The following is a 24987-nucleotide window of genomic DNA, read 5'->3' on the forward strand; positions in this document are numbered from 1 at the left end:
GATAGATTTACCGTTGGGTGGGGGCGGGTTTACGAGATTGTGGATTATTGACGATTATTGTGGGTGAACCCGCCCCTACAATTCCCGAAATGATTAGTCCCAGCCGAAGTCTCGATCGCACAATTGGGCTAGTCTTTGGTTGTGCGATCGAAAATATGCTCTCAATTGGTCGTATACTGTCTCGCTGATGGGGGTATATTGGGTGGCGTTGTATTTTTCGTAGGTTTGTAGTTGGTGCGGCGGCAATTCTAGAAATTCTAAGACGCTGTTGTATGTGCCGAAGGGATTGGTATATAAGTCTTCGCTTTTGAGGATTAAAAGTTGTGATTTGGGAAAAAGTTTCATCCAGGCTGGGAGTTGATCGGCGTAAATGCCGCGGGTTAGATAACTGTGGTGTTGGTGTTCGTAACTGTAGTAGTTTGGGTTGGCTTGGAGTTTTTCTATTTCGCCTTTGAGTCTTTCGGGTTCGGCGGCGATCGCACTTTCTAATGATAGGGATTCGTAGCCTATTTTGATATAGTAATAATAGTGGGAGATTGCGCGTTCTACTGGGTTTCTCAGCAGGGCGATTATTTTAACTTTGGGACATAAATCATAAATTCGCTGGGGAACTTGGGGGTGACAGATATAGTAGGGGCTGGCTTCTCCGGTTACTAGATTTTCGCTTGTTTGGGGCTGGGGAAATTGGGCGTAGTACCAGTCGGGGCTTTTGTCGAAGTTGAAGTCGAAGTAATGGATTTCTTTTTGGACTGCGGGGGCGACTTGGGGATGTTGGATTAGGTAATTGTACAGGGATGTTGTGCCGCCTTTTTGGGCGCCGATGATGATGAAGTCGGGGGGTTTGGGGGGTTGTTTCATGGGTGGGGATGCTAGGTTTATTTGGCACTTGTACTGACAGTGTTTCGGATTTGGCATTTGTACCGATTGTCCGCCGGGGGTTAAAACCCCCGTCTCATAGCGCAAGTCCTTTGAAAAGGACTGAAGATGTATTTATATATCTAATATCTTAATATTTGATTAGTCCTCTTTAGAGGACTTTAGCTATGAGACGGGGGTTTTTAACCCCCGGCGGGCTGGGGCGCAAGACGGAAATTCGATCGCACTTGGGGGCATTACAGCAATTCGATCGCACTTGGGGGCATTAGGGCAATTCGATCGCACATCTTGCACCATTCTCAGGAACAGGCAAGATGCCTGTTCCACAAAGAGTAAATTTTCTTGTGGAACAGGCATCTTGCCTGTTCATAAAAAGCTTATTGAGAATGGTGCAACATCTCAATTCGATCGCACTTGGGGGCATTAGGGCAATTCGATCGCACTTGGGGGCATTAGGGCAATTCGATCGCACTTGGGGGCATTAGGGCAATTCGATCGCACTTAGGGGCATTACGGCAATTCGATCGCCCAATTTAGATTTGATCGCGCTGACAGGCATAACGATTCGATGGGCCGATCGTGATTGTAGATTCCGGTGGTTGAAAAGCGCTAGCAAGGCGAACACAACAACAAAGCCTGCCAGATAAGGGCTGGGAAATACATGGGATACGATCGCGATCGCTGTTTTTGGGCGATCGCATTCACTCTGGGTCTGACCACGAATTTCAAAGGTGGTATCAAGCCCCCGCATTTATCTCGCGCAAGTCAATCGAAAATCGAAAATCCTCAAGCCCCCGCATTTATCTCGCGCAAGTCAATCGAAAATCGAAAATCGAAAATCGAAAATCGATTGACCCCTGACATTTCAATTTAACTAGATTAGAGTGGAGTTAGGAATATCTAATCCCTGCGGGGCAAATCTTTCGCTGAAAAATATATTATCGGCGGCGATTTTGGTTGTGGGTTTGTGGGTTTTATTTTTCAGCCAAGGTACAAATTAAAATTTGTGCAAGAGGCTGATATGCAGGTTGTGGAAAATGGGAACAATAAAGATGGGATTGTACTGTCGAGCAGTAACTACCAGCAATACCATCTCTGAAATTATTCAGGAAGGCGTCAATGTTTAAGAGCAAATTATCCAAAGTTATCGTATCCCTGCTGCGGCGGATTGCTGGTGTTACCAGATCCGGGGCGAAGCGGCTGATGAGAGCAATGCTGCAAACCCTGATGGCTATGGGCCGGAGGGCGAGACTGCCGGTGGCGGGGTTTGTGCTGCCGACGGTGACGATGGTGTTGCTGGTAGTCATTTTGTTGACTGTGGCGATTACCCTGCGATCGTTCGATCGGGCGAATACGGCGCGTAACGTGCGCGTGAACCAGCAGGTGCTGGCGGCCGCGACTCCCGCGCTCGATCGGGCAAAAGCGAAAATTCAGTTCCTGCTGGAGCAAACCCAGAATCGGGGTACCCCTTCTGATGCAGACTTGTATTTGCCGATCGCCAACCCCACTACACCTGGAAGTACAGTTGATAATTATACCTTTGGGGACGAAGAACGCCTGAGACTTAAGTATGACCTAGACGGTAGCGGTGGCATAAGTCCCGATTTTAAGGTTAACGATACTGGCTTTGATATCGAAACCAACGAATCTATAAATACTGCTTGGAGATATCCCGTCGATACAAATGGAGATGGCAAATTTGACAGTTTTACCCTCTACGGCATATTCTTCCGCACCCCCCCAAGGGGCACGCAAGCCCCTACTTTGGGGGACTTTGAAAGAAAAAGAGAGCCGTTGGAGGCAAGAAAGCCACCGCAGAAGCCACTTAAGGCTGGTTGCGAACAGGGTGGAGGTACGGTCGCTACTTTAGCGGGGGACTCAGGCTGGTACAGGATAGACGGGAAACTTAAAAAAAGTTTTTTCGTTTATACAGTTAACGTACCGATGACAGAAGCAGATGTTGCGGCTGCTCCTGATCCTACTAAGTATCAAAAATTCACAGGAACTTCTAGCATTTCAGCCCTGGAATATCAGCAAGACCAAGCTCTTATTCCGATCCCCAACAACGCGGTTGTTTATGAAAACGATCTAGACATATCGCCGGGACCTCCGTTGAATCTAAACGGGCGGATATTCACAAACAGTAATTTGCTAGTGACAGGGTTGAATAATTCTAACAGCATAAAACTGTATCAGGTCAGCAGCCCAGATTCTTGTTTCTACGAACAAGAAGGTAGCAAAATTGTTGTGGCTGGTAATGTAGTAAATGGTTGGTCTGGTAACAACACCGTTAAGAATGCAGTGGACGTGCACCTTTTCAAACAAGGTAGCCTCCCTACGAGCGGAAAAAACGCATTCATGCTGAGTAAAAAATTAGAAATTAAGGCGGGTACGGAATCAACTAGCGATTCTAGATTGAATGTTCTTTACAATGACGAAGCCTATACAAAGCGCCTAGATTTGCTAGTACAAGGGCAGATGGGAAACCCCGCCAGTCCCAACCCGGAGGCTAACGATCCGTTGTCAGTGCGGCAGCGACCGCAAACCCTAGATCGTAAACAAGCGCTGACAGAATATTTTAAGCAGATGCTCCGCAAGGTTCCCTATGCGGAAGTGCCACTTGGAGGAGACGCAACGGCGGGTTACGGTCTTCCGTGGTCAACACCTGCCGGAACCCCACCCATTGAAGGCACAAAAGAGACCCTAAGACCAATAGACAAATGGACAAGCCTTGCGGAAACCAAAGTTAACCTAACGCTTGCTCAGCTAGAAGCAACAGACCCCTCAAAAGAACCTGAAGAAGAACAATTTCTGGGTGATCGCGTTGTGGTAGGCAACAACCTACCAGCCAAGAGATGGGACGCCACCAAATCCGAATTTACCAGTAAGCCGGAAGAAATACCAGCAGCGAAGTGGAATTCGATCGACCCCCTAGATCCTAATTTTCCGCGCACTCGATCGTCCCAGGTGACAAAGATCGCTGATGTAGGAGCGACAGACCGCAACGGTTTTTGGGAACAAGAAGCAGCAAGAAACCCGAAAAATCCCTTGGATGGCATTGGCGGTTTGCGCGTCATTACTGGTGCAGGGGTTTACGATCGCACTAATTCATTCCTCCCACCGCCTAGCTGGATAAATCCTTCGAGTGGTGCGCTCAAAGGCGGGGAATTAGACCCTACTGCTACTTACGACGACCCAACAACGACCGCCGCCACTGAGCAGTACCGTGTCGTCTGGCCCGACTCCATGCCGATGTCACCACTGGGGCAGGGGTCAGAAGTATATGATAATGTTGCCGGTAACTGGATTAGCTGGGACCCAGCTTGGTCTAGTCCTACCGATATCAGCGCCACTCTCCCACCAGCAGTCGCCTCTACTACTCTACTTCCAGGTATTGTTGAGCAAGCTACCACCGCTAGGAAATATGCCAAAGGCGATTTGCGGATGCGGGCGACGGTAGTTTATCACTATAAAGATAATCCCCCGGCCAAGGGAGAGTTGAATGACAAACCGCTGGCCTGCGTAAGCACCTATTACGACCCTAGCAACGCTTCCACAGCGAGAAACATTTCGACGGGAAGCCTACCCGATGTCAGCGGCCAGGGAGCGCTCGCACCAGATATCGCAACACGCGCACCTGGGCTAGGAAGACGGCAGACCTTTATCGGCTCCAACAACGGCATCACCTACGCCCCCCCGAAAGCGCGACCGGGTGGCGCTTCAACGCTTTCTGCTACAACAGGCTTGCTTAGTGGCGGAGAAGCCGCTTTAGATATGCAAGCTAATTTAGTCTTCCCCGACGGTCGGTTTGCTAATAAGCCGTTGAGAGATGCTCTTGTGAAAGCAGACACCGATCGCAATTTGGCAGAAAAAGCTGCGATCGACTCAACGAATTGCGCGCTACAGATACTTAAGGGCGAGATAGCTCCCAATCCGGCACTGATTCCTCACGGGGCTATCCAAGAAGTAGCATTTTTGAATGCCAGAGAAATCAAGGCGATCGATCGTGATGATCCGACTACCACCAACGTTAACGAAGCCTTTACGCTGAGCAGCCCGACCACAGGTGCCCAAGCAGCAAAACTAACAGGGAATTACAACCAGCCCTTAGAAGAAAGGCAACCTTTAGAAATTCGTGCCACTCAGATAGACCTTGATGTACTGCGAAGGACTAAATTTGGAACGGACGAGTATTTACTGCCAAACAGCGGGATTATTTATGCCACTCGCGACGATGCGCTGCCCGATCGCAGTGCTCGCCCTGGTCTTGCCGCAGGTGGCATAGATGAAAGTAGTAGCGCAACAGTCAGCCCCACAGATTCCCGGCTAGACCCTACTCGCAAGCCCAACGGAATTCTACTTGTCAATGGTAAGGAGCTAGGCAGACTTCCTGGTTCCTCCGCTACTGTGGCGGATGTGGTCATGGAAAAGGGGCTGACTTTGGCATCTAATTTACCCGTTTACATCAAAAACGAATTTAACCTTCACTCCGGCGAAGAGTTTACTCAGGCCGTGGGTGATTGGAGTGCCTTTTACGATCGCGCAGCCGCAAACCTCAATAAGAACTTTGCCTGTCGCCCAAACGACCCCAGATTAGGTGGTAAATGTACAACCGGCGACACCTGGCGTCCCGCCAACATACTGGCAGATGCTGTCACCCTGCTTTCAAAAAATTACCGTTTTGGCTTCCGCAACGAGGGAGATTTTGACCTGAGAAATAATGCCGGTGCTGCTGCTGTAATGTATCGCAAACAGCAAGGATTTTACAGCAACAACTTTGTGACAAACGGACTTTCCAGCGGGGCGTTTTCAAACAACGGAAATTTACTAGGTACCACAGGTGCTAGCACTACAGCGCTGACAGATGCTACCTACGTCACCACCACTCCCCCGATTACAAGTTCTTACTTCAACAACTTTGTTACTCCAGTGCAGCGACGCGGGAAATTCCCAGAGTATTTAATGGAAGTTTGTAACAAAATCCCGGTTTCTGCCTGTAAGGATGCAGACTGGTTCGTCAATCCGCAAACTAAGCTTTCTGCAAATGTTGGTGTGCCCTCTGCAGATTGGCTAGCCGGAACAACTGCTGCTCCCCCAGCGCCCCAATATCAACGCTTCCCCCGCCGAGTTGCTTTTCAAAGAAGCACCTCTCCAAGTGCTCTGGTGCTAGATGCAAACAACAATCCAACGCCTTTAGGGATTAGTGGCACAGCAGTTGTTGCTGGGCCAGGCACAAATTTAACAGATAATTCTCTGTGGTTTGCCACGACTGCTGTGGCTGGCGGTACTACAGTGACTTATGGTTCAGAAAAATTTCCCTATGTGTTTAACCAGGCGCGGAAGGACGGGAGCGGTGCAGATATGCCAAAATTAGCCGCAAAATCACTACCCGAATACCCATTATCAGCACTCCCAGGAACCGTAGCTGAAGGCTCGCAGCCGCTATTAATGCCGGTTTTGCAGATCCAAACTGTAACGGCGGCGCCTGCAGTTACTTCATCGACCAGCTTGCCATTAGGTACAGCTATTGTGAACGCAACCGGGTGGATAACGAGGGCTGTAAACACAACATTTAATATGGTCGTAGGCTCGAACGATACTCCTTCGCGCTCGTTCGGTAATGTCGGTGACTTTAACGGAGGCCTGCAAAACTTGCCCCGCTTCTTGGAAAGCTGGAATTCCGGGGCAGTTTCCACAAACATCCAGGGTTCCTTTATTCAGTTCGGCCGGAGTGCTTACAGCACCGCGCCCTATATCCCGATTCTAGATCCGCTGGCTTCCCAGCAGATAGCTTTAGGTACTAAGTTGCGGAGTCTTTTCGATTCACCGCCAAACCCACCGAGTCCAGCCCCACCCGCAGTCACTTACACTGGCGGTGTTCCAAGAGCTTTATACAGAACAGATGCCGGCGCCGGTGCCCTTCCATTCTTCACCCCTCCTGCTCGGAATTGGGGTTATGACTTGGGCTTACTATCTCAGCCACCCGACTTGTTTACCCGAAAGTTCACGACTCCTCCCACAAAACGCACCCCGGATGAGTATTTCCAGGAAGTACCTCGCGATGATGAGTGGGTACAAACATTGTTGTGTGCTTTCCTTGATAAGGACGGGACAACGAAAGCTGTCACTGACGACAAGTTGCGCCCAACAGATTCATTCTGCAAATCTAAAGCAGGTGCCTAACCATGAATAAACTACTAAAAGACAACAGCTACTCGCAACCCTTGTTATTCAAGGGAGCAAAGACAGAAACAGGATTCAGCAGCCAGCCGACTGAGAGTAAATCTGGCAGTTGCGCCCAAAAACTGAAGCCACAAGATTCTGGCTACACGATTATCGAGTCCTTGGTAGCGATGATTGTGGTTTCGGTACTGATGATTGCGATCGCCCCTGTGATGGCTTACTCAGTAGCAACTCGCGTCCAAGCGCGGCGGATCGAACTGGCTGCTATGGCGGGGAGAGCTTACATTGACGCTCTGAGAGTGGGGGCGATCAGACCTAATGATGCAAAAAGCCCAGTAGGTTTTCCTACCGCAGATGCTAATCCTATTCCTGCTGCTCCTACAAGCTCCAGTGGTTTGTACTGCGTTGACACGGATGGGGGAGGTTGTGCTAGCAGCAAAGACTTTTATATTCAGGGTGTTCGTCCCCCAAATACAGGAACCACTATTCCCACAGACACAGGCTACAACCTGATTGTGCGGGTTTACCGAGCCGACGGGTTTACCGGAAAGCCGATGACAACTACACAGCAATCAGTCGCTAATTCCGGTCTGGGCAATCCTCAAGCGCCTTTGGTGGTAATGCAATCACAAATTCCCCCTACTACAGGAGAGACCTCCTCCTATGGATCGTTGTGCACTCGCCTCCAAGGTGATTCTCAAAAGTGTACAAATTAAATTCCTTGTTATTAGATTAAAACCGCTCCCCCCCTTTGACAAAGGAAAAGTCAAAATGAAAACTTTACTCAGGTTGCTTCTAAAAAGTCAGCACCAGCGAAACCGCTCCGGGCCAGTTCAAACCGAAAAGGGCATGACTTTGGTCGAGCTATTAGTCGGAGCAATTATGGCGTTTTTAATCATCACGCCGATGCTCGGTTTTGTAGTCGATATGTTGAATACCGACAGGAGAGAACAAGTCAAATCAAATACCGAGCAAGACCTTCAGGCCGCCGCTGATTTCATCTCCCAAGATTTGAGTCAAGCTATTTATATTTACGATAATAATCCCGCCACTACCAGCACTCTCACCACTACTCCTACAGGCATCCCTGCTATCAAAGACCAACTTCCTAAACCTGATAATGGAACTCCGATCCTCGTATTTTGGAAGCAGCAACCGAGGAAAAATTCTATTCCTTTTAACCCAGAAGTTGCTAAGACGGTAAAACCAAAAGATTGCGATACTAACCCTGGTAAATGCAACGACACCTATGTACTATCATTAGTTGCCTACTACCAAATTAAAGACAGCGACGCTACTTGGTGTCAGCCTTCAGGAGGCACTTGTCCTAGCCGTATAGCCCGCTATGAAATTACGGATGGAATCAAAAACCCTGACGCGACAAGTATTGCAGATATTTACTACAGTGATACTGACACAAAAGACACTCAACAACGAGATCCAGCTTTTAGTAAAGAGTTTGACTTTACTAAACCAACAGAAAAAGTGACAGATCCGACGGGACTAACAAATCCTAAATCCGGGGCAACAAAGCCCCAGGTACTGGTTAACTACATCGACCACACTAAAAACTCGGATACGGCATTGCTAGGAACTGAATGCCAGACTGCTCTTGGTAATCCTATCAATCTCAAAACTACACAACCATTGACAGAAACAACCCTAAGAGTAACCGATACAGAAGGTATAAATAGCTTCTACGCTTGTGTAGATACCTCTAAAAACATAGCCAGAGTGACTATCAGAGGAAATAGTCTCCGCCGCCTTCAAGCCAACGATGCTGATTATGATGCCAACAAATCGGCATATTTCCCAACAGCAACCGTGCAAGTACAAGGTCTAGGTGCGCGAGGAAACTAACTGATGCCTGAAACACATTTCCGAATCGCCGCCCGCCGATAAACAATAGGAGAATACGATGAAAACCCCACCAATATTATTAAAACTTTTGCATAAATCGGCTGCCAAGCCCAGCCCTAATTTCAACAAAACTGCATCCAGAAAAGGCGATGGAGGATTCACCCTTCTAGAAGTGCTCGTGATAGCGTTGCTCATAGGTATATTCAGCTCGATCGCCGCTCCAAGCTGGCTGGGATTCATCAACAGACAAAGAGTTCGCACAGTGAACGATCGAGTTTTCCAATCATTACGAACTGCACAAAGCGAAGCAAAGCGAACTAAGCGGGATGTCAGAGTTACATTTTATACCTCATCTTCTACCCCATCTTTCGATCCGCCAAGAGTTGAGATAGATACCAATCCAGCAGAACCCGATCCGTTAAAAAAAGAGATACGAAAAGAGACTTTCAGCAGCGGAGGCGAAATTAAACCCGGCACTATTAGACTTTTAACTAATGCACCCTCAATCACTTTTGACTATCAGGGTAGGCCCTCCACAACTCCGTTTGTTGCCACAGTTTCTACTGTTAACGGTGGTGCTAAGCAGTGTGCGATCGTGGACACTATCATAGGAGGCATGAGAACTGCTGAAGGAAATGATCCCGTAACTGGCTGCCCCTAATAGCTTTCAATAAATTGAATCTTAATCTGTAACAGCAATTCCGCATAAGTTGTGAATTGCTAAAATCTATTAACTGAAATTATTTTATATTTCAAATCCTCTTAAAACAGTCAAAAAATGCAACTAGAACTAAAACAAATAATCATCCAGCCCGGAAATCAACTATTACTAAAAGACCTAACCTGGCCGATGTTTGAAACCCTACTAATATCATTTCCGGTAACACCGAAATGAAGTTGACGGTTGACTGTTGACAGTGAACAGTCAACCGTTAACTGTTAACAGTGAACTCGAAATTACTATTCCAATGCTAACCAATTTGATATTATAACTGCTTAACTAACCAAGCGATCGCCCCTGCAACATCAGCAACCTGCTCAACATCGGGAATCGGCGGCCGCTGCACCATCACCACCGGAATTCCCAGTTCCCTAGCCGCAACAATTTTCGCATAAGTAGCACCGCCCCCACTGTTTTTACTAACAATAGTATCAATCTGATATTCTAATAGTAATTGGCGCTCCTCATCCAAAGAAAAAGGCCCCCTTGCTAATAACAACTTACCATTAGGAATAGGAGAATTGACTGCCGGAGGATCGATCGCCCGCATCAAAAACCAAATAGCATCCAAACCAGCAAAAGCAGCCAATTCCTGCCTACCAATCGTCAGAAACACCCGCTGAGACAGCCCTAATAAAGCCTTCGCAGCCTCCGAGTGGCCCGCAACTTCAATCCAGCGATCGCCCTCCACCCTCTCCCAAGCAGGCCGCACCAGCATCAAAAAGGGCACATTACATTCAGCAGCAGCAACAGCAGCATTGGCAGAAATCTGAGCCGCAAACGGATGAGTAGCATCGATTAAGAAGTCGATCGGGCGATCGACTCCGTGGGCGTAGTCCCCGTAGGGGCGGGCTGAGCTAACGCGCAAAAACGCCGCCAGCCCAGCCGCCCCACCAAACCCCCCAATTCGCACCGTACCCGTTTTGGGGGTAAAAGGCTGTTGAGTGCGTCCTGCTAGCGAAGAAACCACCTCTATATCAGCAATTTGAGACGCTCTCACCGCCAGTTCCGCAGCATCCCCCGTCCCCCCCAAAATTAGCAACCGTTTTTTCACCAAATTATACTTCTGCCTGCAATTTTCCTTAAAAACCGATGACTTGAGTGTCAGCAGGCAGTGCAGTGGCCTCGGAGACCTTTTTAAACACAGTTGCCTGCTCGTTTAAGGAATTAGGCCTCGCCTGTCCGGGATTCGTGCCTTGCAACTGAAGCCGCATTTGACCTTCGGGAGTCAACTCAAAAACAGTCTCAACGGTTTCTGTGCTGCTGAGGCCGACATCAATGTGCATCGGTTTTTCACCCAGATTAACTTTGTACCTCATTTCTTTGGCGCGGGCAGCTCCGTCGGGGCCTTTAGCCATGAGAAACAATTTGCCTTCTGGCGCAAAGACGAAGGTGAAAGACTGACCGGAGGGGACTGTGCCTTGCCATTGGCCTAGGAGTTGCTGGTCGAGGGTGCTAGCGGCCGGGGCTGCTGTTTCTTGGGCAATTGTTGGTGTTGCTGCGGATGCTGAACCGAGGGCGGCGTTGAAGCTAATGAGGATGCCCAAGCAAAGGCTACTTGCGATCGCTTTACCAATCATTTTTGAATTAGACATGAGACCGATCTAAAAATTGGTTATTTGTTTTGTACACTGTAGCGGTAAAACCGTACATTAGTGTAGTTTAAATCCCTTTTAGGGATAGATATAGGTTGAGGTTCCAACCTGCAACGCAGTTGTCATCCCCGGACTAAAGCTTTTCCTGAGCTTGTTGAAGGGTCACGGGGCTTTCAGTTTTTTTTTATTGTAAAATCCAATACAAATTCGGCTTAAGCTGCACAGTTCGCTGTTCTGAGTAGATTGTTCTTAACTCAAAACAGCTAATTGACTATTGCGATCGCACCCCCAGATAATTTGGCAAATCGATCGCATTAATAGTCCTTCATTAATTTTTTTCAGTATCGGGTTCGACTTGTTCTATAGGAGATTGCGGCGCTGGTTCCTGTGGATTTCGCGATCGTTTCATTAGCTCCAATGCCTCTGCGTAAGACCAAGCCACGTTCACAAGAAAAGCTTTCGCCATGCCGGACAAATTTTGTGCATCCTCGGTTTCAGGCGCTTCAGCTTTTTGGTTGCCGTCATTCATCATATTTTTGTTTTCTCCCGGCCAGGTTTTTATAGCGATTTTTTGCAGTCTGCGATCGATACCCACAAATTATGATTTTTCTTGCACCCGCACCCTAAGTATCTTTGAGGATATGACCTTGATTACCACGAATAATATCATAAATACGCTGATTGGATGACCACATCAGAAAGAAACCTTAACTTCGCTGGTTGCCCGCAGCACTGACTCTTGCTGGAAAGTGCGCTTGTAAGTTTCGATAATTTCCTGAATAGCTTGATTTTTTTTAGGACTCCTTTCATAAATTAAAATAACTATTTTAGAGTTTTCTCTAATCAGAATTCCCGATCTGTTGAGAAACTGCCCTGAGCCGTCTAATACGGTTAGCCATTCCCGAAAGCGAGGGGTAATAACTGCCTTGACAAACTCCTGCTATTCTGATTCATAAATTGTCTCGCATCCCGGTTTGGTTAAGCCAAAAAATAGTTCATTTTTGAGGAGATTTGTTTGCTTGGCATTAGTCTCCGAAGTTTCGGGAAGTTGAGCGCCGGCAATTGTCGCAGAACAAACAGGCAGGATGAACAGCAGGCCGGTTAAGCAAAGACTGTTAAGATGTTTATTCATCAGGAATTACCTGCAACTTCTATATGTAGGGTGCAACTGAGATGTTGCACCATTCTCAATAAGCTTTGTATGAACAGGCAAGATGCCTGTTCCACAAGAAAATTCACTCTTTGTGGAACAGGCATCTTGCCTGTTCCTGAGAATGGTGCAAGATGTTAGGTGCAACCTAAGCGCTTTACCACTTATTTATTCGTCTAAAGGGAAAGAGACGAAAGTTTGCGTAGTTTGACCTCGAACTCGTATTCCAGAGGCTAGCTAAGTCACAATGGATTTGATTTAACATAAAAGACTTCCAACTCAAAAACCCAGTTTCACCTGAGAAACTGGGTTTTTGAGCATCTGTTCTAGTTTATTTATGATTGCCTACTTGATTGCGTCTGTCGTATTAACTAGCTCAACCTATTTTAAACGTCAAACTTTTCAGGTGTCCAGAAACCCGGAAGGGCGAGCACTCTTGGCTGCGCCCCGAAAGCAATCAGGTTTCTCAGTGTTATATTTTTTTAGTGGGAGCTACTAATCCTTTAATTCGCGGATACTTCTCTTAGCAGTGTCTTGATACATCTCCCCCATTTCTTTCACGGCTGCTCCTGCTTCTTGGCCAATCTTCTGAGCTCGTTCGCCGGGAGAGTCTGAGGTTTCGCGAGCTTCTTGCCTCCATTCCCGTGTTGTTTGGGGTCTTTCAGGATTGTTGAGCTCAGACTTTGAGCTGGCTTGCGCGCCAAAACCTTTGTTACTGCTTCCCGAATCAACATTTGTTGTTAGCAGCAAAAAACCGACTAGGACAACACTCAAAAAACTCTTAATTTGAAAGCCCTTAAGCAGGGAACTAATTCGAGCAATGGCTGTGGAAATCAAATTCATCTCAGTAATACTCCCGAAGTTAATTGGTGATAATTTTCAACATTTTTTCATCTAATTGACTCGCTCCAAATTTAGCAGCTAATGCGAGGTAAAGCCAACTTAGCTTTAACTTGCGATTAACCACCTAAATAGAGTTATAGGTTAGCGATAAAATCTGGTAAACACGCAACCTATGTGTCAGCCAATTAGCTTTTTCACACATGAATATCACCTTAACAGCAGCCAAATAGTTCTACCTCTAACTAAAGTCATAACTTAGTTAGAAGCAAAAAACATATTTTTATACACATGGTTAGACAATTTTTAATCAAGCATGGTATGCAGGGCAAATTCTTATTGCAAGCGATCGCCCGTTTTCACGTCAAACCAGTGCAGCAACTGAGGCGGAAAAACCAGCTCTACAATTTCGGAATTCCAGTGGCGGTCATTTGGCAGCAAAGCCCGCACCGTTACTGACTCCACACCTTTAACTCGGACGCTAACTAAATTTTGCATCCCCAAGTTTTCCACTAAAAAAACCTCACCTTTAATTGCCTCTGGGGCCGACATCTTGCCGGCCTCTACATCTGCAAAGCCGACGTGTTCCGGGCGAATTCCTAAGACAATTTCTGGCGGCACAGTCGGCATATTTGGGAGTGGAACTCCAAACTCCCCCAACTTAGCAAAATTTTCCTGGCATTTAAGCACTAGCAAATTCATTTGCGGGCTGCCCACAAAACCAGCTACAAACTGATTTGCCGGACGAGTATAAATTAAGTGTGGCGGATCGAGCTGCTGCACGTTGCCGCTGTTGAGAACTGCGACTTTTGTTGAAAGCGTCATGGCTTCGGTTTGATCGTGAGTTACGTACACTACAGGAGCTTTTTGGGAAGAAAATAATTGTTTGAGTTCGGCCCTAACTTTTTCCCGTAATAATGCGTCGAGATTGCTCAAAGGTTCGTCGAGCAAAAATACTTCCGGTTGGCGCACTAATGCGCGGCCGAGGGCCACTCGCTGCCGCTGTCCGCCTGATAGTTTTCCTGGTTTGCGATCGATTAATTCCGTCAATCCGAGGGATGTCGCAACTTCTGTCACTAACCGATTGATTTCGCTGGAGGATATTTTGCGAAGTTTGAGACTCGATGCCATGTTCTCGTATACTGTCATGTGCGGATACAGCGCGTAACTTTGAAAAACCATTGCAATATCGCGATCGCCCGGTCTGAGATAAGTGACATTGCGATCGCCAATTCTAATCTCCCCCCTAGTCGGCTGTTCCAACCCTGCAATTAACCGCAGCGTCGTAGATTTACCACACCCCGACGGCCCCAACAAAGTCAGAAATTCCCCTTCGCTGACATCCAAACTAATGTCTTTCACGGGAACAACTTTAGGGCTGTAGGTTTTATTGAGGTTTTTGAGTTGCAATTTTGCCATGATTTTTAAAGTGTTGACTGTTGACTGTTGACTGTTGATTGTTTACTCGTTTCCAGGCTCTGCCTGGTAACGCATATCCGGAGGCTCTGCCTCCAATTTTCCTGTTTAACAAGCGAGGCAGAGCCTCTAGATATCGGTTCCCAGGCAGAGCCTAGGAACCAGTTCTAAACTATCCTTTTACCGCCCCCGCAGTTAAACCTTGAACGATGCGCCGCTGGAACACCAAAACCAGCAAAACCAAGGGCAAAGTTCCCAAAACGGTAGCTGCGGCGATCGGGCCGTAAGGAATCTCAAATACTGACACCCCGCTGAGTTGAGCAGTTGCGACGGGAATAGTTTTCAGAGATTCGCGAGTCATAAATGTCAGTGCAAAAATAAACTCGTTCCAAGCTGAAATAAATGTTAAAATTCCCGTTGTTACTAACGCGGGAAATGTCATCGGCAGTACGATTTGCCACAGCATTTGAAAAGTGTTGTAGCCGTCAACTTTAGCCGCATCTTCCAAATCTTTTGGCAACTGTTGAAAGAAACTCCGCATCACCAAAATTGTCAGCGGCAGATTGATAGCAGTGTAAGGAATAATTAAGGCTAAATAATTATTGCCTAAATCCAAAGCTTTGACAATTTCCAGCAGTCCCAAAAATAGCAGCACCGCCGGAAATAGCGTTACAATCGTCACACTTGCCAGGATAATTCTCTCGCTCCACAGCCGCAACCGGGCTAAAGCGTAAGCTGCGGGAGCGCCTACTGCTAAACACAGTAATGTTGAAGTAATCGAAACAAAAGCGCTATTTAAAATGTAAAGTGCAAACGGGCGGCGCTGGAACAGCGACAGGTAATGCTCGAAAGTAATTCGTTTGGGAATGTAGACGTTGGGAATCGCCGAAATATCCGCATTTACTTTGAAAGAAGTTAACACTTGCCAGATAATGGGTGCAAGGAAATATGCGACAATTAAGAGCGCTGAGATTGGCAAGATTAATTGCCGGATGTCAAAGGTTTTTTTGCTAGGTTGTTCGCGGGCGATCGACATAATTTATACCAATGAAAGGAAAAATTTAAACCGTTCAGCAATCTAAAATCTACAATCTACAATCCTCAAATCTAAAATCTAAAATCTAAAATCTAAAATCAATTGATGCGGGCTCTCGATAACAGATAAGTGGCGATCGCAACTGCTGCCACTAACATCAAAAAAGTACACACCACCAAAGCCGCCCCATACCCAAAGTCTAAATACCTCATTACCGTGCTGTAAATGTAGATAGAAACCGTCTCCGTTGCCCCCGCCGGCCCCCCTCCCGTCATCACCTGAATCAAGTCAAAAATGCCGAAAGATTGGGCAAATCGAAACAGCACAGCAATCACAATTTGGGGCATCAGCAAGGGCACGGTAACTTGACGGAAACTCTGCCAGCTACTAGCGCCGTCAATCGCGTGTGCTTCGTACAAATCACCGGGAATTGATTGCAATCCCGCTAGCAAAAGCAAGCTGACAAAGGGCGTAGTTTTCCACACATCCGCTGTAATCACTGCCATCATTGCCAAAGTCGGATCTCCCAGCCAGCTAATGCTATTTTGAATCAATCCCAAACGCCTCAAAATGTCGTTAATTACCCCGTATTGGTCATTAAAAATCCACGCCCAAGCTACTCCCATCAATGCAGTGGGCAGCGCCCAAGGTAGTAGGGAAATTGTGCGAACAATGCCGCGCCCTGTGAAGGATTGATTTAAGACTAAGGCAATGCCCATACCGAGAATTAATTCCAGCACAACAGAGGCGACAGTAAATACTGTGGTGTTGCCTAAAGTTTGCCAGAAACGCCCGTCACCTAACATTCGACTGTAGTTAGCAAAACCGGAAAAAACCAGTTTTAATTCTGTACCGAGGTTTTGGGTGAATAAACTCAGCCAAAAAGCCCGCAATATTGGGTAAGCAAATACTAGCATCAGAATTATCAAAGCTGGTGCTACTAATATCCACCCGGTTTTTTGTTCGCGCTGTCGCATCTTGTCTAATTGCATCTTGTTCACCTTTAATTTATTTTTGGGCGGGCTAGAAGCCCAACCCCTACTCCCCACAATTGAATTAACTGGTTTGTGGAACAGGCATCTTGCCTGTTTCTAACTCTTTGTGGAACAGGCATCTTGCCTATTTCTAACTCTTTGTGGAACAGGCATCTTGCCTGTTTCTAACTCTTTGTGAAACAGGCATCTTGCCTGTTTCTAACTCTTTGTGGAACAGGCATTTTGCCTATTTCTAACTCTTTGTGGAACAGGCATTTTGCCTATTTCTAACTCTTTGTGGAACAGGCATTTTGCCTGTTTCTGACAGAGGCAAGATGTCAAATTTACGAAGCTTGGGGTTGTTTCAAACTACCTAATAAATTGCGAGTTTCGCTAGCGGCTGCTTTCATTGCTTGTTCTGCACTCATTCTCCCGGTAAAAGCGGAACTCAAATAGCGCTGCAAAATATCAGAAGCTTGAGCGTATTGTGCCAGGGGCGGGCGCAAAGATGATCGTTCCACTACTTTTAGCAGTTGCGGGTAGTGGGGATATTTGGCGACTATTTCTTTGTTGGTAAATAGGGATTTGTAACTGGGAACTAAACCGGTTTGTAAAATAAATTTGCGCTGGGTTTCCTCGCTGGTAAGGTACTCAATTGCTTTCCACGCTTGTTCTGGATGTTTTGAGGTTTTGGCAATTCCCCAGCCCCAGCCGCCCAAGCAGGAACCGCCTGTTTGACCGGTACTGCTGAGCATTGGCTCGATCGCAATTTTACCTCTAACATTCGATCCTTCGGCATTTGCCAGCTTCCAAACATAGGGCCAGTTTCGCAAAAACAGCGCTTGGCCGTTTTGAAATAACAGCCTGGTTTCTTCTTCGCCGTAGGTGGTGACACCGGGAGGAGAAATGCCAGAGGCGATCGTATTTTTGAGAAATTCCACTGCTTTAATTGCTTCTGGTTTATCTAACCCAACTTCAAAAGTTTGCGGGTTAGCCCAGAAGCCACCAAAACCGGAGAGCACTTCGACAAACATCGCAGATACTCCCTCGTATTGTTTACCTTGCCACAGATAACCCCAAGTTGCTTTTCCCTGTTTTTGCAAGTTTTGAGAGATTTTTACCATCTCTTCAAAGGTTTTCGGGGCTGGAATTTTCGCTTGTTCTAAAATGTCTTTGCGGTAATAAAGCATTCCGGCATCGGAAGCGTGGGGAATTCGATAAAGTTTGCCCCGATACCGCCCGCCTTCGACGTTTCCTTGGATAAATTTTGATAGTTGTTCGGGGGGAATTCTGTCTGTCAAATCGCTTACCCAACCTGCGGCTGCAAATTTGGGAACCCAGACAATATCCATGTTGATGATGTCGTAGGGCGATTCGCCTAAAAGAAAGGCAGATGTGTAAAGATTTTCTATGAGATTGCTGTCAAAAGGCCCTTCTATGAGGTTGATGCGAATGTCGGGGTTTTTCTGTTCAAATTCTTTGACAAAGGGTTTCCAGTTAACAAGGTCTTGACCTTGCATTAACATGGTGATCGCGACTGGCTGTTGAGTCAGTGCCGGCAGAATAAATAAAAGCAAGACGGTGGCTAATGTGACAGCGAATAAGGCTAAAAGACGGGGACGCTTCTGGCTTCGTTGCTGCGGGGAATTTATTTTTTGCATTTGCTTTTGAGAAATGGCGGTGCGATCGCCTTATTTCTTTGATAACTCGCTTTCTTTTGTTTCGCTGGATTTAGCCAGTTTGTGCAATAAAAATTTAACTACCAGCCGGGAAGTCCCTCGGTATATTTAAAGGGGATTAATCTGAGCGCTGCGCGAAGTACCCCGTTGGGAATTACTCCTTGGGATGAAAGGCTCGTCGGGTGTAGGTACCCAAAGCGACAATTATTTCTGTATATCCCTTGATAATCTGGAAATACTCGGATACTATATTAGCAAGTGGGGGTGGAACTACCTCACTATAAAAAGCCTTTGAAAAAAAGGAAAAAGAAGCCTGCGGTCTAACTGTACTCAGTTGACCGTCAGGTTTGTTCACGTAAACTTTAGCTTACTTAATAATGCTTGAGTGAAGAGTGCACATTTTGATTTAAGTAGGTGGAAGGGGAGTTTAGTAGACATCTATCTATAGAGAGATATTGAGATAATTGTCTAATATAGCAGTTGTCAATCGGATGAAACTCACATCTTGCACCATTGTCAAGAACAGGCAAGATGCCTGTTCCACAATGAAATTCATCTTTTGTGGAACAGGCATCTTGCCTGTTCCTAAACAAGTAATTGAGAATTGTGCAATATCTCAGATGAAACAAAGTAGGGACTTACACCCAGCCTAAGTCCCTACAGATGCTCGCATCCAATCTATATTTATCCCTACTTTTAAGCATTGGTATAACTTTTGTCGATCGCCCGATCGACGATCTATTCTGCTCTAAAAACCAGGTTTCTGAGTAAGTCCTAAATACAAACTAAATACAAAAAACACCGCTCCTCAAAACAGGAGAACGGTGTATAGGGGGTGTTATGGGTTGTTGTCTGGGATTAACCTTAACAAATCACGATCGGCTGAGGCTATGCCTTGTGATGGTTAAAAAATTGGCACAAACCTGAACGATCGCCCGCTGCTCGATCGACCGCGAGCGATTAGCCCAACCATTCCACAACAGCATCCTGCTTGGTATTGGTGCGCCGTTCTGGGGTTTCGCGGTTGAATTTCAAGTGGATGGCGCGGTTTTGTTCGCCGTCTGCTGCTACTGCAAAAATCGGATAGTCGATTAAGCCGTCTTGGAAGGACATCTGGAAGCGGAAAGTGCCGTCAGGATTGAGTTTAATCGGCTGTCCGCCTACGTAGACGGTAGCGTCAGGCTCGGTGGCGCCGTAGACAATCAGTTCGGCATCAGCAACTAACCAGAACTGGCGGGGGCGCATCGGGGCGGCGAAGCCAACTCCCGACATACCGACACCCGACATACCGAAACCCGACATGGTGAGACCGGACATACCGACACCGGACATGGTGAGGCCGGACATACCGACACCCGACGCGGTGAGGCCGGACATACCGACACCCGACGCGGTGAGGCCGGACATGGTGGGAGCCGCCCACATTCCGACGCCGGAGGGGAACACGTAGGAACTGAGAGCTTGTTCGTGGATGCCGACTTGCTGGACTGAACCGGCTACGTGCTGCATGGAACCGAAGATAGAACCCGCTACACGCAGGGATTCTGCCGATTCTGCCATGCCGAAGATTTGTTCGTAGATGGCGTTGCTGGTGCTGTAACCACCGCCATTGACTGCTTGTGCGAGTTTCTTGGCCGGAGGAACCAGTTCCGCGAAGGTTTTGCCCTGCAATTCTTCTTCCCAATCGAGGGTGATGAATTGATCTTCAATCCAGTCGCTGGGATAGACGGGAGGAACGCGGACTTCTGCCGATCGAGCTAATACCAGCCAGCGGCCATCTGCACAGCGGTAGCCGATGTCGATCGCGTAGTCCCGATCGCTCACGGGGATTGGCACGTACCATTCCCGCGCCAGTTCGTCGCAGGGATATTCTTGAATGCTGTGCGGGCTTTGAATGTCGAGGTTAACATCTGTAACGTCGTAGATCCGCAGGGCGAGTTGCTGTCCTCCTTGGCGACGCAATTCTTCTTTGCGATCGTTGGGAATGTCCCAGTAAGTGTAGGCCCATTCTGGGTCGCGGGGCATTAAAACCACCCGGCTTTCGCCGTAGCCGTTGGGCAAATCTGCTAAACCTTCATCTACAGACGACAAAGAACCGCCTGTTCTATCTTCTTGACCGAGTTCAAACTTTGCTGCTTCCACTGCTTCTTGTGCCTCTAGTTTGCGAGATGGGCTGTAGGAAAATTTGGTGCGCTGAATTTCTTGAATTGATGCCAGGAGTTGCGATTTCCGCATCCGGCTGTAGCGAGAGACTCCACATTCGCTAGCAACTCTGCGGAGTTGTCGCAAAGTCATCTCTTCTAATGGTGGGCGTTCTTTTGCCATGAGTTTGTTCTCCACTAATTTAGGATGGCGGGTTAGATTTTTCGTTTCAACACAAATGTGTTGACTTTTTGAGTTAGAAACTCTTTTTAATCCACATATTATCGAGCTTCCAAATCTCTCCAACCTTTGAAGCCTTGCTTGTTTTTAGCTTGTCTTTTCCCCAATGCGATCGGGGGTTTGGACTTATTGGCTTCTGCGCGCACCGTTCGATCTAAATAAAGCTTTATCTGTCGATTCTTGATTGACAAGATCGATTTTGTGAGTGCGATCGGTGCTGCTAGCAACGCTGTGCTGGCAGCACACGCGCTATTCGACTCCCAGTGCTGCTTAATCGAAGCATTTCTTTGGGATCGTTTTGTCATGACTCAATGTTGCAGACAACTTGCGATCGGGTCAAGGGGTCTTTTCCTTTAATTCTGGGTACTTATACGCATTTTCGTGATTTTGGGGATCACTTTGTCAGGGAATGTTGACAATTAAGCGCTTGTGGGGATCGTCAGGGAAACAATTGTCAACATTCCCTGACATGAATTAGATGTGAGATTGAGTCGGCCAGGGCGGTACTATGGATAGAGGAGATTTAGTACAAAATTTGGTAGGCTGGCAGTTGGGCGGTACTCTTGTGCGAGCTTCGCTAACGGGCGATCGCAACTACAAACCAACATTCCTGAACCCAAAAAAGGTTTGACGCTACCTATACAGATAAGGTGGGCACTGCACACCCTACACATAGAGCTTCTGCGTAAATCTTGTAAAATCTAAAATCTAAAATCTAAAATCTAAAATCGAATGACTCTAACGCTTTACAACAGCTTGACCCGTCGCGAATCACCTTTTGATCCCCTCGAACCAGGAAAGGTGCGGATGTATTGCTGCGGCGTTACGGTATACGATTACTGCCACGTCGGCCACGCCCGCGCTTACATTGTTTGGGACATGGTGCGCCGCTATCTGATGTGGCGGGGATACGATGTGCGCTACGTGCAGAATTTTACAGATATTGACGACAAAATTCTCGATCGCGCCCGCGAAACCAATTCCACAATGGAAGCCGTGGCGGAACGCTTCATCGAGGAATATTTTGTAGATATGGACAAGCTGAATATTCTCAGGGCCGATGAATATCCCCGCGCCACCCATACAATCGACGGCATTAAACGGCTGATTCACGAATTAGAAAATAAAGGTTATGCCTATGCTTCCGGCGGCGACGTTTACTATAACGTGAGGCAGTTTGCCGATTACGGAAAACTTTCCGGCCGCAAGTTGGAAGAAATGCAGGCCGGGGCTAGCGGTAGATTGGAAACCGCAGAAATAGAAGCTCAAAAAAAGCAAGATTCCTCTGATTTTGCCCTGTGGAAAAGCGCTAAACCCGGAGAACCTGCTTGGGATTCATCTTGGGGAAAAGGTCGCCCCGGATGGCACATTGAATGTTCGGCTATGGTGCGCGATTGCTTGGGCGAAACTATTGACATTCACTGCGGCGGTTCCGATTTAACTTTTCCGCACCATGAAAACGAAATTGCTCAATCTGAAGCCGCGACTGGCAAGTCACTTGCTAATTATTGGATGCACAATGCTTTTGTGACTGTCAATGGCAAAAAGATGTCGAAATCTTTGCACAATTTTATTACAATTCGCGATTTGTTGGAGGGCAATTGGTCGGGTGATTTGGAATCTAACCCCCCCCAGCCCCCCCTTGGTAAGGGGGGGAGTCAGAATGAAGACTCCCTTGGTAAGGGGGGGAGTAAGAATGAATCTAACCCCCCCCAGCCCCCCCTTGGTAAGGGGGGGAGTAAGAATGAAGACTCCCTTGGTAAGGGGGGGAGTAAGAAGGAAGGAAGCGAGAAGTCAAAAGCGGTGGAACCGATGGCGGTGAGGCTGTTTGTGTTGATGGCGCAGTATCGCAGTCAAATTGATTTTACCGAAGAGGCGATCGCTAGCGCTAGAAATGGCTGGAATACCATCAATGAAGGTTTGCTGTTTGGGCTGCGCTACGGTTCTCAACTGAGTTGGGACGTTGAGAAAACTGGACAGGATAGCAAAGCTGTGCAGGAATTTCAATCAGCGATGGACAATGATTTCAATACTCCCGGCGCTGTGACGATTTTGTTTGAATTGGCTAAGGAATTGGCCAAAGAAGGCAATGTTTTAGTGCATCAGGGAAAAACAGAAAGTTCGCCGGATTTGTTGCAGCAAAAATGGGTAACTTTGGTGAGTTTGGCTGGGGTTTTGGGTTTAGAAGTTCAGCCGGAAAGTGATAGCAATGATGCTGTTGACGGTTTGAGTGATGCGGATATTGAGGTGATGATTCAGCAGCGGAAAGATGCCCGGAAAGCTAGGGATTTTGCTGAGGGCGATCGCATCCGCAACGAACTTAAGGATAATGGGATTACTTTGATCGATCAAAAGGATGGTACAACCATCTGGCATCGTGGTTGAAACTAAATTCATAGTCTGCGGAGGCCGACTTTGTTTGACAAGAAGCGGTTTCAACCGCCGAATTCTAAACACGCTCTAATGTCTTCCTCCGTCAACTCTGGAAAATCGTCTAGAATCTCTGCGTGAGACATTCCCGCAGCCAGCCAACCCAACACATCATAAACGGTAATTCGCATTCGCCTGATGCAAGGCTTTCCACTGCGTTTACCTGCTTCAATCGTAATGATGTTGTCGCTCATGACAAAACCGAGTTTAGTACATTTTTTTAGTGTAGCCTAGTCTTTGAATAAGCGATACAATTTACTCAACTTCGCAATTTGTTCAACCTTAGAGCTAATAGCCTAACTCTATGAATACCCTCGACCAAGTGCTAGAAACTGCTTTACAACTGTCCTACGAACAGCAGGAAATGCTGATAAAAATCCTGCAAAACCGTCACCGCGAGAGTGTCCGCGCGGAAATAGCTGCTGATGCTCAACAAACCTTAGCTGATTTCCGTACAGGCAAATTTCGACAGCAGTCAGCCGAGGATGTTATTGCAACATTACGCCAGTCTTTGGACGAGCCGGAAGCATGAGACAACTGGTTCTGACTCCCAAATTCAAACGAGCATTCCGCAAGTTTGTGAAACGAAATCCTGACCTCCAGCAACGTATTGAAGACTCTCTTCAACAAATGGAAGCAGATGTATTTTTTCCAAACCTAGGTACCCACAAACTAGGCGGCAAACTCGACGGTCTTCAGTCTTGCTCTTGCGGCTATGATTGTCGCATCGTTTTCTCGATTGAAGAGGATACGGAAACAAATAGTGAAGTCATTGTTTTACTCGATATTGGGACACATGATGAGGTCTATTAACTGGGTCAGTTATTATTAGACGACCACTTCATAAAAAACTTGAACTTGTATTTAACTTATCCACAAACTCCGCAACAGCCGCGACAAATTCTGCGGTGGATTCATAAGGTAAAACATTGCGCCCCGGCATTAATAAACCTTCCCCATTGGGAAAATAAGCTAAATATTGCGCTAATCTTTCATCCGGTTTCTCTTCCTTACCCGCTTGACTGATGCTTGAGGCTTTTTCTCCCATGACAATGAGTGCAGGTCGATCGAACTTTTGAATCGTACCGCTATAATCCTGGCGCCAAAACCCCGCTAAAAACGAGAAAACCGCGTGTCTGCTGTCAGGATTTGCCGCCCCAGCCTGCAAAGCATCCAACCATTCGCTGTCAACTTGTGTGGCATCGCCAAACAGTTGTTTCACAGAAAAAGACCGCAAAAACTCAGCGCGTCTGGCGTAGCGGTAAAAAGCGTTTCCCAAGGGAGAATTTAACAAATTCCAGACAATTCGTTGCTGTCTTTCGGTCGAATGTTTGTTCATTACCGCCCAAGCTGGAGGCCCTGCGAGAACTAAGCCACGAATTAAATTTGAGCCGCTTTCCTGCTGCATTTTTGCTAAAGCCAAGCCTACAGACAGTAAAGCACCTTGCACGAGTACGATCGCAGGTTTTTTGACCACAGTTTCCAAGAAATACTGCAACTGTGCCGCCCAATCGTCAGGATAGCAAGCCACAGCAGGCATTTCGCAATCGCCGCAGCCCAAAAGGTCGGGATTATAAATTGGATTAGTGTTCCCTGCTTTGTACCAACTCTCACAAAATCTATGCCAAAAGATTCTTGACAAACCAACTCCTATCGGGTGAATTAATAACAAAGGGATACTATCTTCGGTCGCAGTAGTTGGTTGATAAACTTCATAAGCACAGCGATAATTTTGCCATTCGTAAAACAGCGTTGGGGATTTTATAGACGAGATGGTGGAGAAATCTTGGGTTGAATATTGCGGTTGCATATTATTTTTTTGTGCCGATGTTACTTTTTATTATA

Annotated in this window: 25 protein-coding genes and 1 pseudogene; 8 read left to right on the forward strand and 18 right to left on the reverse strand. The window is 47.0% G+C overall.

Going from position 1 to position 24987, the window contains the following annotated elements; genetic code table 11:
• Positions 1-93: 93 nt before the first annotated feature.
• The 3 genes from QT987_RS20155 to QT987_RS20165 form a co-directional block, all read right to left on the reverse strand.
• Entirely contained in the window at positions 94-858 is a 765-nt protein-coding gene (locus tag QT987_RS20155) for a sulfotransferase domain-containing protein (protein WP_333243439.1), read from the reverse strand.
• A 183-nt stretch (positions 859-1041) separates the two neighbouring features.
• Positions 1042-1233 (reverse strand): hypothetical protein, encoded by a 192-nt coding sequence (locus tag QT987_RS20160; RefSeq protein WP_333243442.1) that lies wholly within the window; start codon positions 1231-1233, stop codon positions 1042-1044.
• Between the two features lie 124 nt (positions 1234-1357).
• Positions 1358-1627 (reverse strand): hypothetical protein, encoded by a 270-nt coding sequence (locus QT987_RS20165; protein ID WP_333243445.1) that lies wholly within the window; start codon positions 1625-1627, stop codon positions 1358-1360.
• Between the two features lie 368 nt (positions 1628-1995).
• On the opposite strand from QT987_RS20165, the gene hpsA reads away from it, so the two are divergent.
• From hpsA to QT987_RS20185, 4 genes are read left to right on the forward strand one after another with little or no spacing between them, the layout of a single operon-like run.
• Entirely contained in the window at positions 1996-7059 is a 5064-nt protein-coding gene (hpsA, locus tag QT987_RS20170) for a hormogonium polysaccharide biosynthesis protein HpsA (RefSeq protein ID WP_333243448.1), read from the forward strand.
• A gap of 2 nt (positions 7060-7061) precedes the next feature.
• The gene (gene hpsB, locus QT987_RS20175; protein ID WP_333243451.1) at positions 7062-7775 is read left to right on the forward strand and encodes a hormogonium polysaccharide secretion pseudopilin HpsB; all 714 of its coding nucleotides are present in this window, start codon (positions 7062-7064) and stop codon (positions 7773-7775) included.
• A 55-nt stretch (positions 7776-7830) separates the two neighbouring features.
• Positions 7831-8919 (forward strand): hormogonium polysaccharide secretion pseudopilin HpsC, encoded by a 1089-nt coding sequence (hpsC, locus tag QT987_RS20180; RefSeq protein WP_333243454.1) that lies wholly within the window; start codon positions 7831-7833, stop codon positions 8917-8919.
• Between the two features lie 58 nt (positions 8920-8977).
• Complete coding sequence (locus QT987_RS20185) at positions 8978-9580, forward strand: GspH/FimT family pseudopilin (protein ID WP_333243457.1); 603 nt, start codon at positions 8978-8980, stop codon at positions 9578-9580.
• A 325-nt stretch (positions 9581-9905) separates the two neighbouring features.
• Here QT987_RS20185 and QT987_RS20190 read toward each other — a convergent pair whose 3' ends face one another.
• The 13 genes and pseudogenes from QT987_RS20190 to QT987_RS20250 all read right to left on the reverse strand — a co-directional run bounded on the left by QT987_RS20190 (position 9906) and on the right by QT987_RS20250 (position 21017).
• A complete protein-coding gene (locus tag QT987_RS20190; protein WP_333243553.1) occupies positions 9906-10694 on the reverse strand; it encodes a cobalt-precorrin-6A reductase in 789 nt (262 codons plus the stop codon).
• 28 nt (positions 10695-10722) lie between these two features.
• Complete coding sequence (locus QT987_RS20195) at positions 10723-11235, reverse strand: hypothetical protein (protein WP_333243461.1); 513 nt, start codon at positions 11233-11235, stop codon at positions 10723-10725.
• A gap of 328 nt (positions 11236-11563) precedes the next feature.
• Positions 11564-11830: a hypothetical protein gene (locus tag QT987_RS20200; RefSeq protein WP_333243464.1), complete on the reverse strand. Its 267-nt coding sequence runs from the start codon at positions 11828-11830 to the stop codon at positions 11564-11566.
• A 99-nt stretch (positions 11831-11929) separates the two neighbouring features.
• Positions 11930-12163: pseudogene (locus tag QT987_RS20205) on the reverse strand (DUF3574 domain-containing protein); the annotation flags it as partial.
• Positions 12164-12175: 12 nt separating this feature from the next.
• Positions 12176-12367 carry a hypothetical protein gene (locus QT987_RS20210; protein WP_333243467.1) on the reverse strand — a complete coding sequence of 64 codons (192 nt, stop codon included), beginning with the start codon at positions 12365-12367 and terminating at the stop codon, positions 12176-12178.
• Between the two features lie 513 nt (positions 12368-12880).
• A complete protein-coding gene (locus QT987_RS20215; protein ID WP_333243470.1) occupies positions 12881-13228 on the reverse strand; it encodes a hypothetical protein in 348 nt (115 codons plus the stop codon).
• A gap of 333 nt (positions 13229-13561) precedes the next feature.
• On the reverse strand, positions 13562-14644 hold the full coding sequence (locus QT987_RS20220; RefSeq protein WP_333243473.1) for an ABC transporter ATP-binding protein: 1083 nt from the start codon (positions 14642-14644) through the stop codon (positions 13562-13564).
• Positions 14645-14813: 169 nt separating this feature from the next.
• Positions 14814-15677: a carbohydrate ABC transporter permease gene (locus QT987_RS20225; protein WP_333243475.1), complete on the reverse strand. Its 864-nt coding sequence runs from the start codon at positions 15675-15677 to the stop codon at positions 14814-14816.
• A gap of 98 nt (positions 15678-15775) precedes the next feature.
• Entirely contained in the window at positions 15776-16669 is an 894-nt protein-coding gene (locus QT987_RS20230; RefSeq protein WP_333243478.1) for a sugar ABC transporter permease, read from the reverse strand.
• A gap of 326 nt (positions 16670-16995) precedes the next feature.
• On the reverse strand, positions 16996-18312 hold the full coding sequence (locus tag QT987_RS20235; protein ID WP_333243481.1) for an ABC transporter substrate-binding protein: 1317 nt from the start codon (positions 18310-18312) through the stop codon (positions 16996-16998).
• Positions 18313-18772: 460 nt separating this feature from the next.
• On the reverse strand, positions 18773-18904 hold the full coding sequence (locus tag QT987_RS20240) for a hypothetical protein (RefSeq protein ID WP_333243485.1): 132 nt from the start codon (positions 18902-18904) through the stop codon (positions 18773-18775).
• A 386-nt stretch (positions 18905-19290) separates the two neighbouring features.
• Positions 19291-20655 carry a DUF4912 domain-containing protein gene (locus QT987_RS20245; protein ID WP_333243488.1) on the reverse strand — a complete coding sequence of 455 codons (1365 nt, stop codon included), beginning with the start codon at positions 20653-20655 and terminating at the stop codon, positions 19291-19293.
• Positions 20656-20753: 98 nt separating this feature from the next.
• A complete protein-coding gene (locus QT987_RS20250; RefSeq protein WP_333243491.1) occupies positions 20754-21017 on the reverse strand; it encodes a hypothetical protein in 264 nt (87 codons plus the stop codon).
• Positions 21018-21220: 203 nt separating this feature from the next.
• On the opposite strand from QT987_RS20250, the gene QT987_RS20255 reads away from it, so the two are divergent.
• Both QT987_RS20255 and cysS read left to right on the forward strand, forming a co-directional pair.
• Positions 21221-21343, forward strand: coding sequence for a hypothetical protein (locus QT987_RS20255; RefSeq protein WP_333243494.1), 123 nt, complete (start codon positions 21221-21223; stop codon positions 21341-21343).
• 101 nt (positions 21344-21444) lie between these two features.
• Positions 21445-23097 carry a cysteine--tRNA ligase gene (gene cysS, locus QT987_RS20260; RefSeq protein WP_333243497.1) on the forward strand — a complete coding sequence of 551 codons (1653 nt, stop codon included), beginning with the start codon at positions 21445-21447 and terminating at the stop codon, positions 23095-23097.
• 50 nt (positions 23098-23147) lie between these two features.
• Here the strand turns inward: cysS and QT987_RS20265 are convergent, their stop codons facing one another.
• Positions 23148-23336, reverse strand: a complete 189-nt coding sequence (locus tag QT987_RS20265; protein WP_333243500.1) for a DUF433 domain-containing protein — start codon at positions 23334-23336, stop codon at positions 23148-23150.
• Between the two features lie 110 nt (positions 23337-23446).
• Between QT987_RS20265 and QT987_RS20270 the strand changes: the two genes are divergently transcribed.
• A complete protein-coding gene (locus tag QT987_RS20270) occupies positions 23447-23674 on the forward strand; it encodes a hypothetical protein (protein WP_333207243.1) in 228 nt (75 codons plus the stop codon).
• Positions 23671-23955: a type II toxin-antitoxin system RelE/ParE family toxin gene (locus tag QT987_RS20275; protein WP_333243503.1), complete on the forward strand. Its 285-nt coding sequence runs from the start codon at positions 23671-23673 to the stop codon at positions 23953-23955. Before QT987_RS20270 ends, QT987_RS20275 begins: the two co-directional genes overlap by 4 nt.
• A gap of 28 nt (positions 23956-23983) precedes the next feature.
• On the opposite strand, the gene QT987_RS20280 is transcribed toward QT987_RS20275, so the two are convergent.
• Positions 23984-24952, reverse strand: coding sequence for an alpha/beta fold hydrolase (locus tag QT987_RS20280; RefSeq protein WP_333243506.1), 969 nt, complete (start codon positions 24950-24952; stop codon positions 23984-23986).
• Between the last annotated feature and the right edge of the window lie 35 nt (positions 24953-24987).

Origin of the sequence: Microcoleus sp. SVA1B4 (assembly GCF_036700545.1) — a bacterium.
Taxonomy (GTDB): Bacteria; Cyanobacteriota; Cyanobacteriia; order Cyanobacteriales; family Microcoleaceae; genus Microcoleus.

What these genes read in the sequence shown, in the direction of transcription:
- QT987_RS20155 (WP_333243439.1), bottom strand. Translation starts at nt 858, where the DNA reads ATGAAACAACCCCCCAAACCCCCCGACTTCATCATCATCGGCGCCCAA.
- QT987_RS20240 (WP_333243485.1), bottom strand. Translation starts at nt 18,904, where the DNA reads ATGCCTGTTCCACAAAAGATGAATTTCATTGTGGAACAGGCATCTTGC.
- QT987_RS20195 (WP_333243461.1), bottom strand. Translation starts at nt 11,235, where the DNA reads ATGTCTAATTCAAAAATGATTGGTAAAGCGATCGCAAGTAGCCTTTGC.
- hpsB (WP_333243451.1), top strand. Translation starts at nt 7,062, where the DNA reads ATGAATAAACTACTAAAAGACAACAGCTACTCGCAACCCTTGTTATTC.
- QT987_RS20235 (WP_333243481.1), bottom strand. Translation starts at nt 18,312, where the DNA reads ATGCAAAAAATAAATTCCCCGCAGCAACGAAGCCAGAAGCGTCCCCGT.
- QT987_RS20275 (WP_333243503.1), top strand. Translation starts at nt 23,671, where the DNA reads ATGAGACAACTGGTTCTGACTCCCAAATTCAAACGAGCATTCCGCAAG.
- cysS (WP_333243497.1), top strand. Translation starts at nt 21,445, where the DNA reads ATGACTCTAACGCTTTACAACAGCTTGACCCGTCGCGAATCACCTTTT.
- QT987_RS20265 (WP_333243500.1), bottom strand. Translation starts at nt 23,336, where the DNA reads ATGAGCGACAACATCATTACGATTGAAGCAGGTAAACGCAGTGGAAAG.
- QT987_RS20210 (WP_333243467.1), bottom strand. Translation starts at nt 12,367, where the DNA reads ATGAATAAACATCTTAACAGTCTTTGCTTAACCGGCCTGCTGTTCATC.
- QT987_RS20245 (WP_333243488.1), bottom strand. Translation starts at nt 20,655, where the DNA reads ATGGCAAAAGAACGCCCACCATTAGAAGAGATGACTTTGCGACAACTC.
- hpsC (WP_333243454.1), top strand. Translation starts at nt 7,831, where the DNA reads ATGAAAACTTTACTCAGGTTGCTTCTAAAAAGTCAGCACCAGCGAAAC.
- QT987_RS20280 (WP_333243506.1), bottom strand. Translation starts at nt 24,952, where the DNA reads ATGCAACCGCAATATTCAACCCAAGATTTCTCCACCATCTCGTCTATA.
- QT987_RS20185 (WP_333243457.1), top strand. Translation starts at nt 8,978, where the DNA reads ATGAAAACCCCACCAATATTATTAAAACTTTTGCATAAATCGGCTGCC.
- QT987_RS20270 (WP_333207243.1), top strand. Translation starts at nt 23,447, where the DNA reads ATGAATACCCTCGACCAAGTGCTAGAAACTGCTTTACAACTGTCCTAC.
- QT987_RS20215 (WP_333243470.1), bottom strand. Translation starts at nt 13,228, where the DNA reads ATGAATTTGATTTCCACAGCCATTGCTCGAATTAGTTCCCTGCTTAAG.
- QT987_RS20160 (WP_333243442.1), bottom strand. Translation starts at nt 1,233, where the DNA reads ATGCCTGTTCCACAAGAAAATTTACTCTTTGTGGAACAGGCATCTTGC.
- QT987_RS20225 (WP_333243475.1), bottom strand. Translation starts at nt 15,677, where the DNA reads ATGTCGATCGCCCGCGAACAACCTAGCAAAAAAACCTTTGACATCCGG.
- QT987_RS20255 (WP_333243494.1), top strand. Translation starts at nt 21,221, where the DNA reads ATGGATAGAGGAGATTTAGTACAAAATTTGGTAGGCTGGCAGTTGGGC.
- QT987_RS20250 (WP_333243491.1), bottom strand. Translation starts at nt 21,017, where the DNA reads ATGACAAAACGATCCCAAAGAAATGCTTCGATTAAGCAGCACTGGGAG.
- QT987_RS20230 (WP_333243478.1), bottom strand. Translation starts at nt 16,669, where the DNA reads ATGCAATTAGACAAGATGCGACAGCGCGAACAAAAAACCGGGTGGATA.
- hpsA (WP_333243448.1), top strand. Translation starts at nt 1,996, where the DNA reads ATGTTTAAGAGCAAATTATCCAAAGTTATCGTATCCCTGCTGCGGCGG.
- QT987_RS20165 (WP_333243445.1), bottom strand. Translation starts at nt 1,627, where the DNA reads ATGCGGGGGCTTGATACCACCTTTGAAATTCGTGGTCAGACCCAGAGT.
- QT987_RS20220 (WP_333243473.1), bottom strand. Translation starts at nt 14,644, where the DNA reads ATGGCAAAATTGCAACTCAAAAACCTCAATAAAACCTACAGCCCTAAA.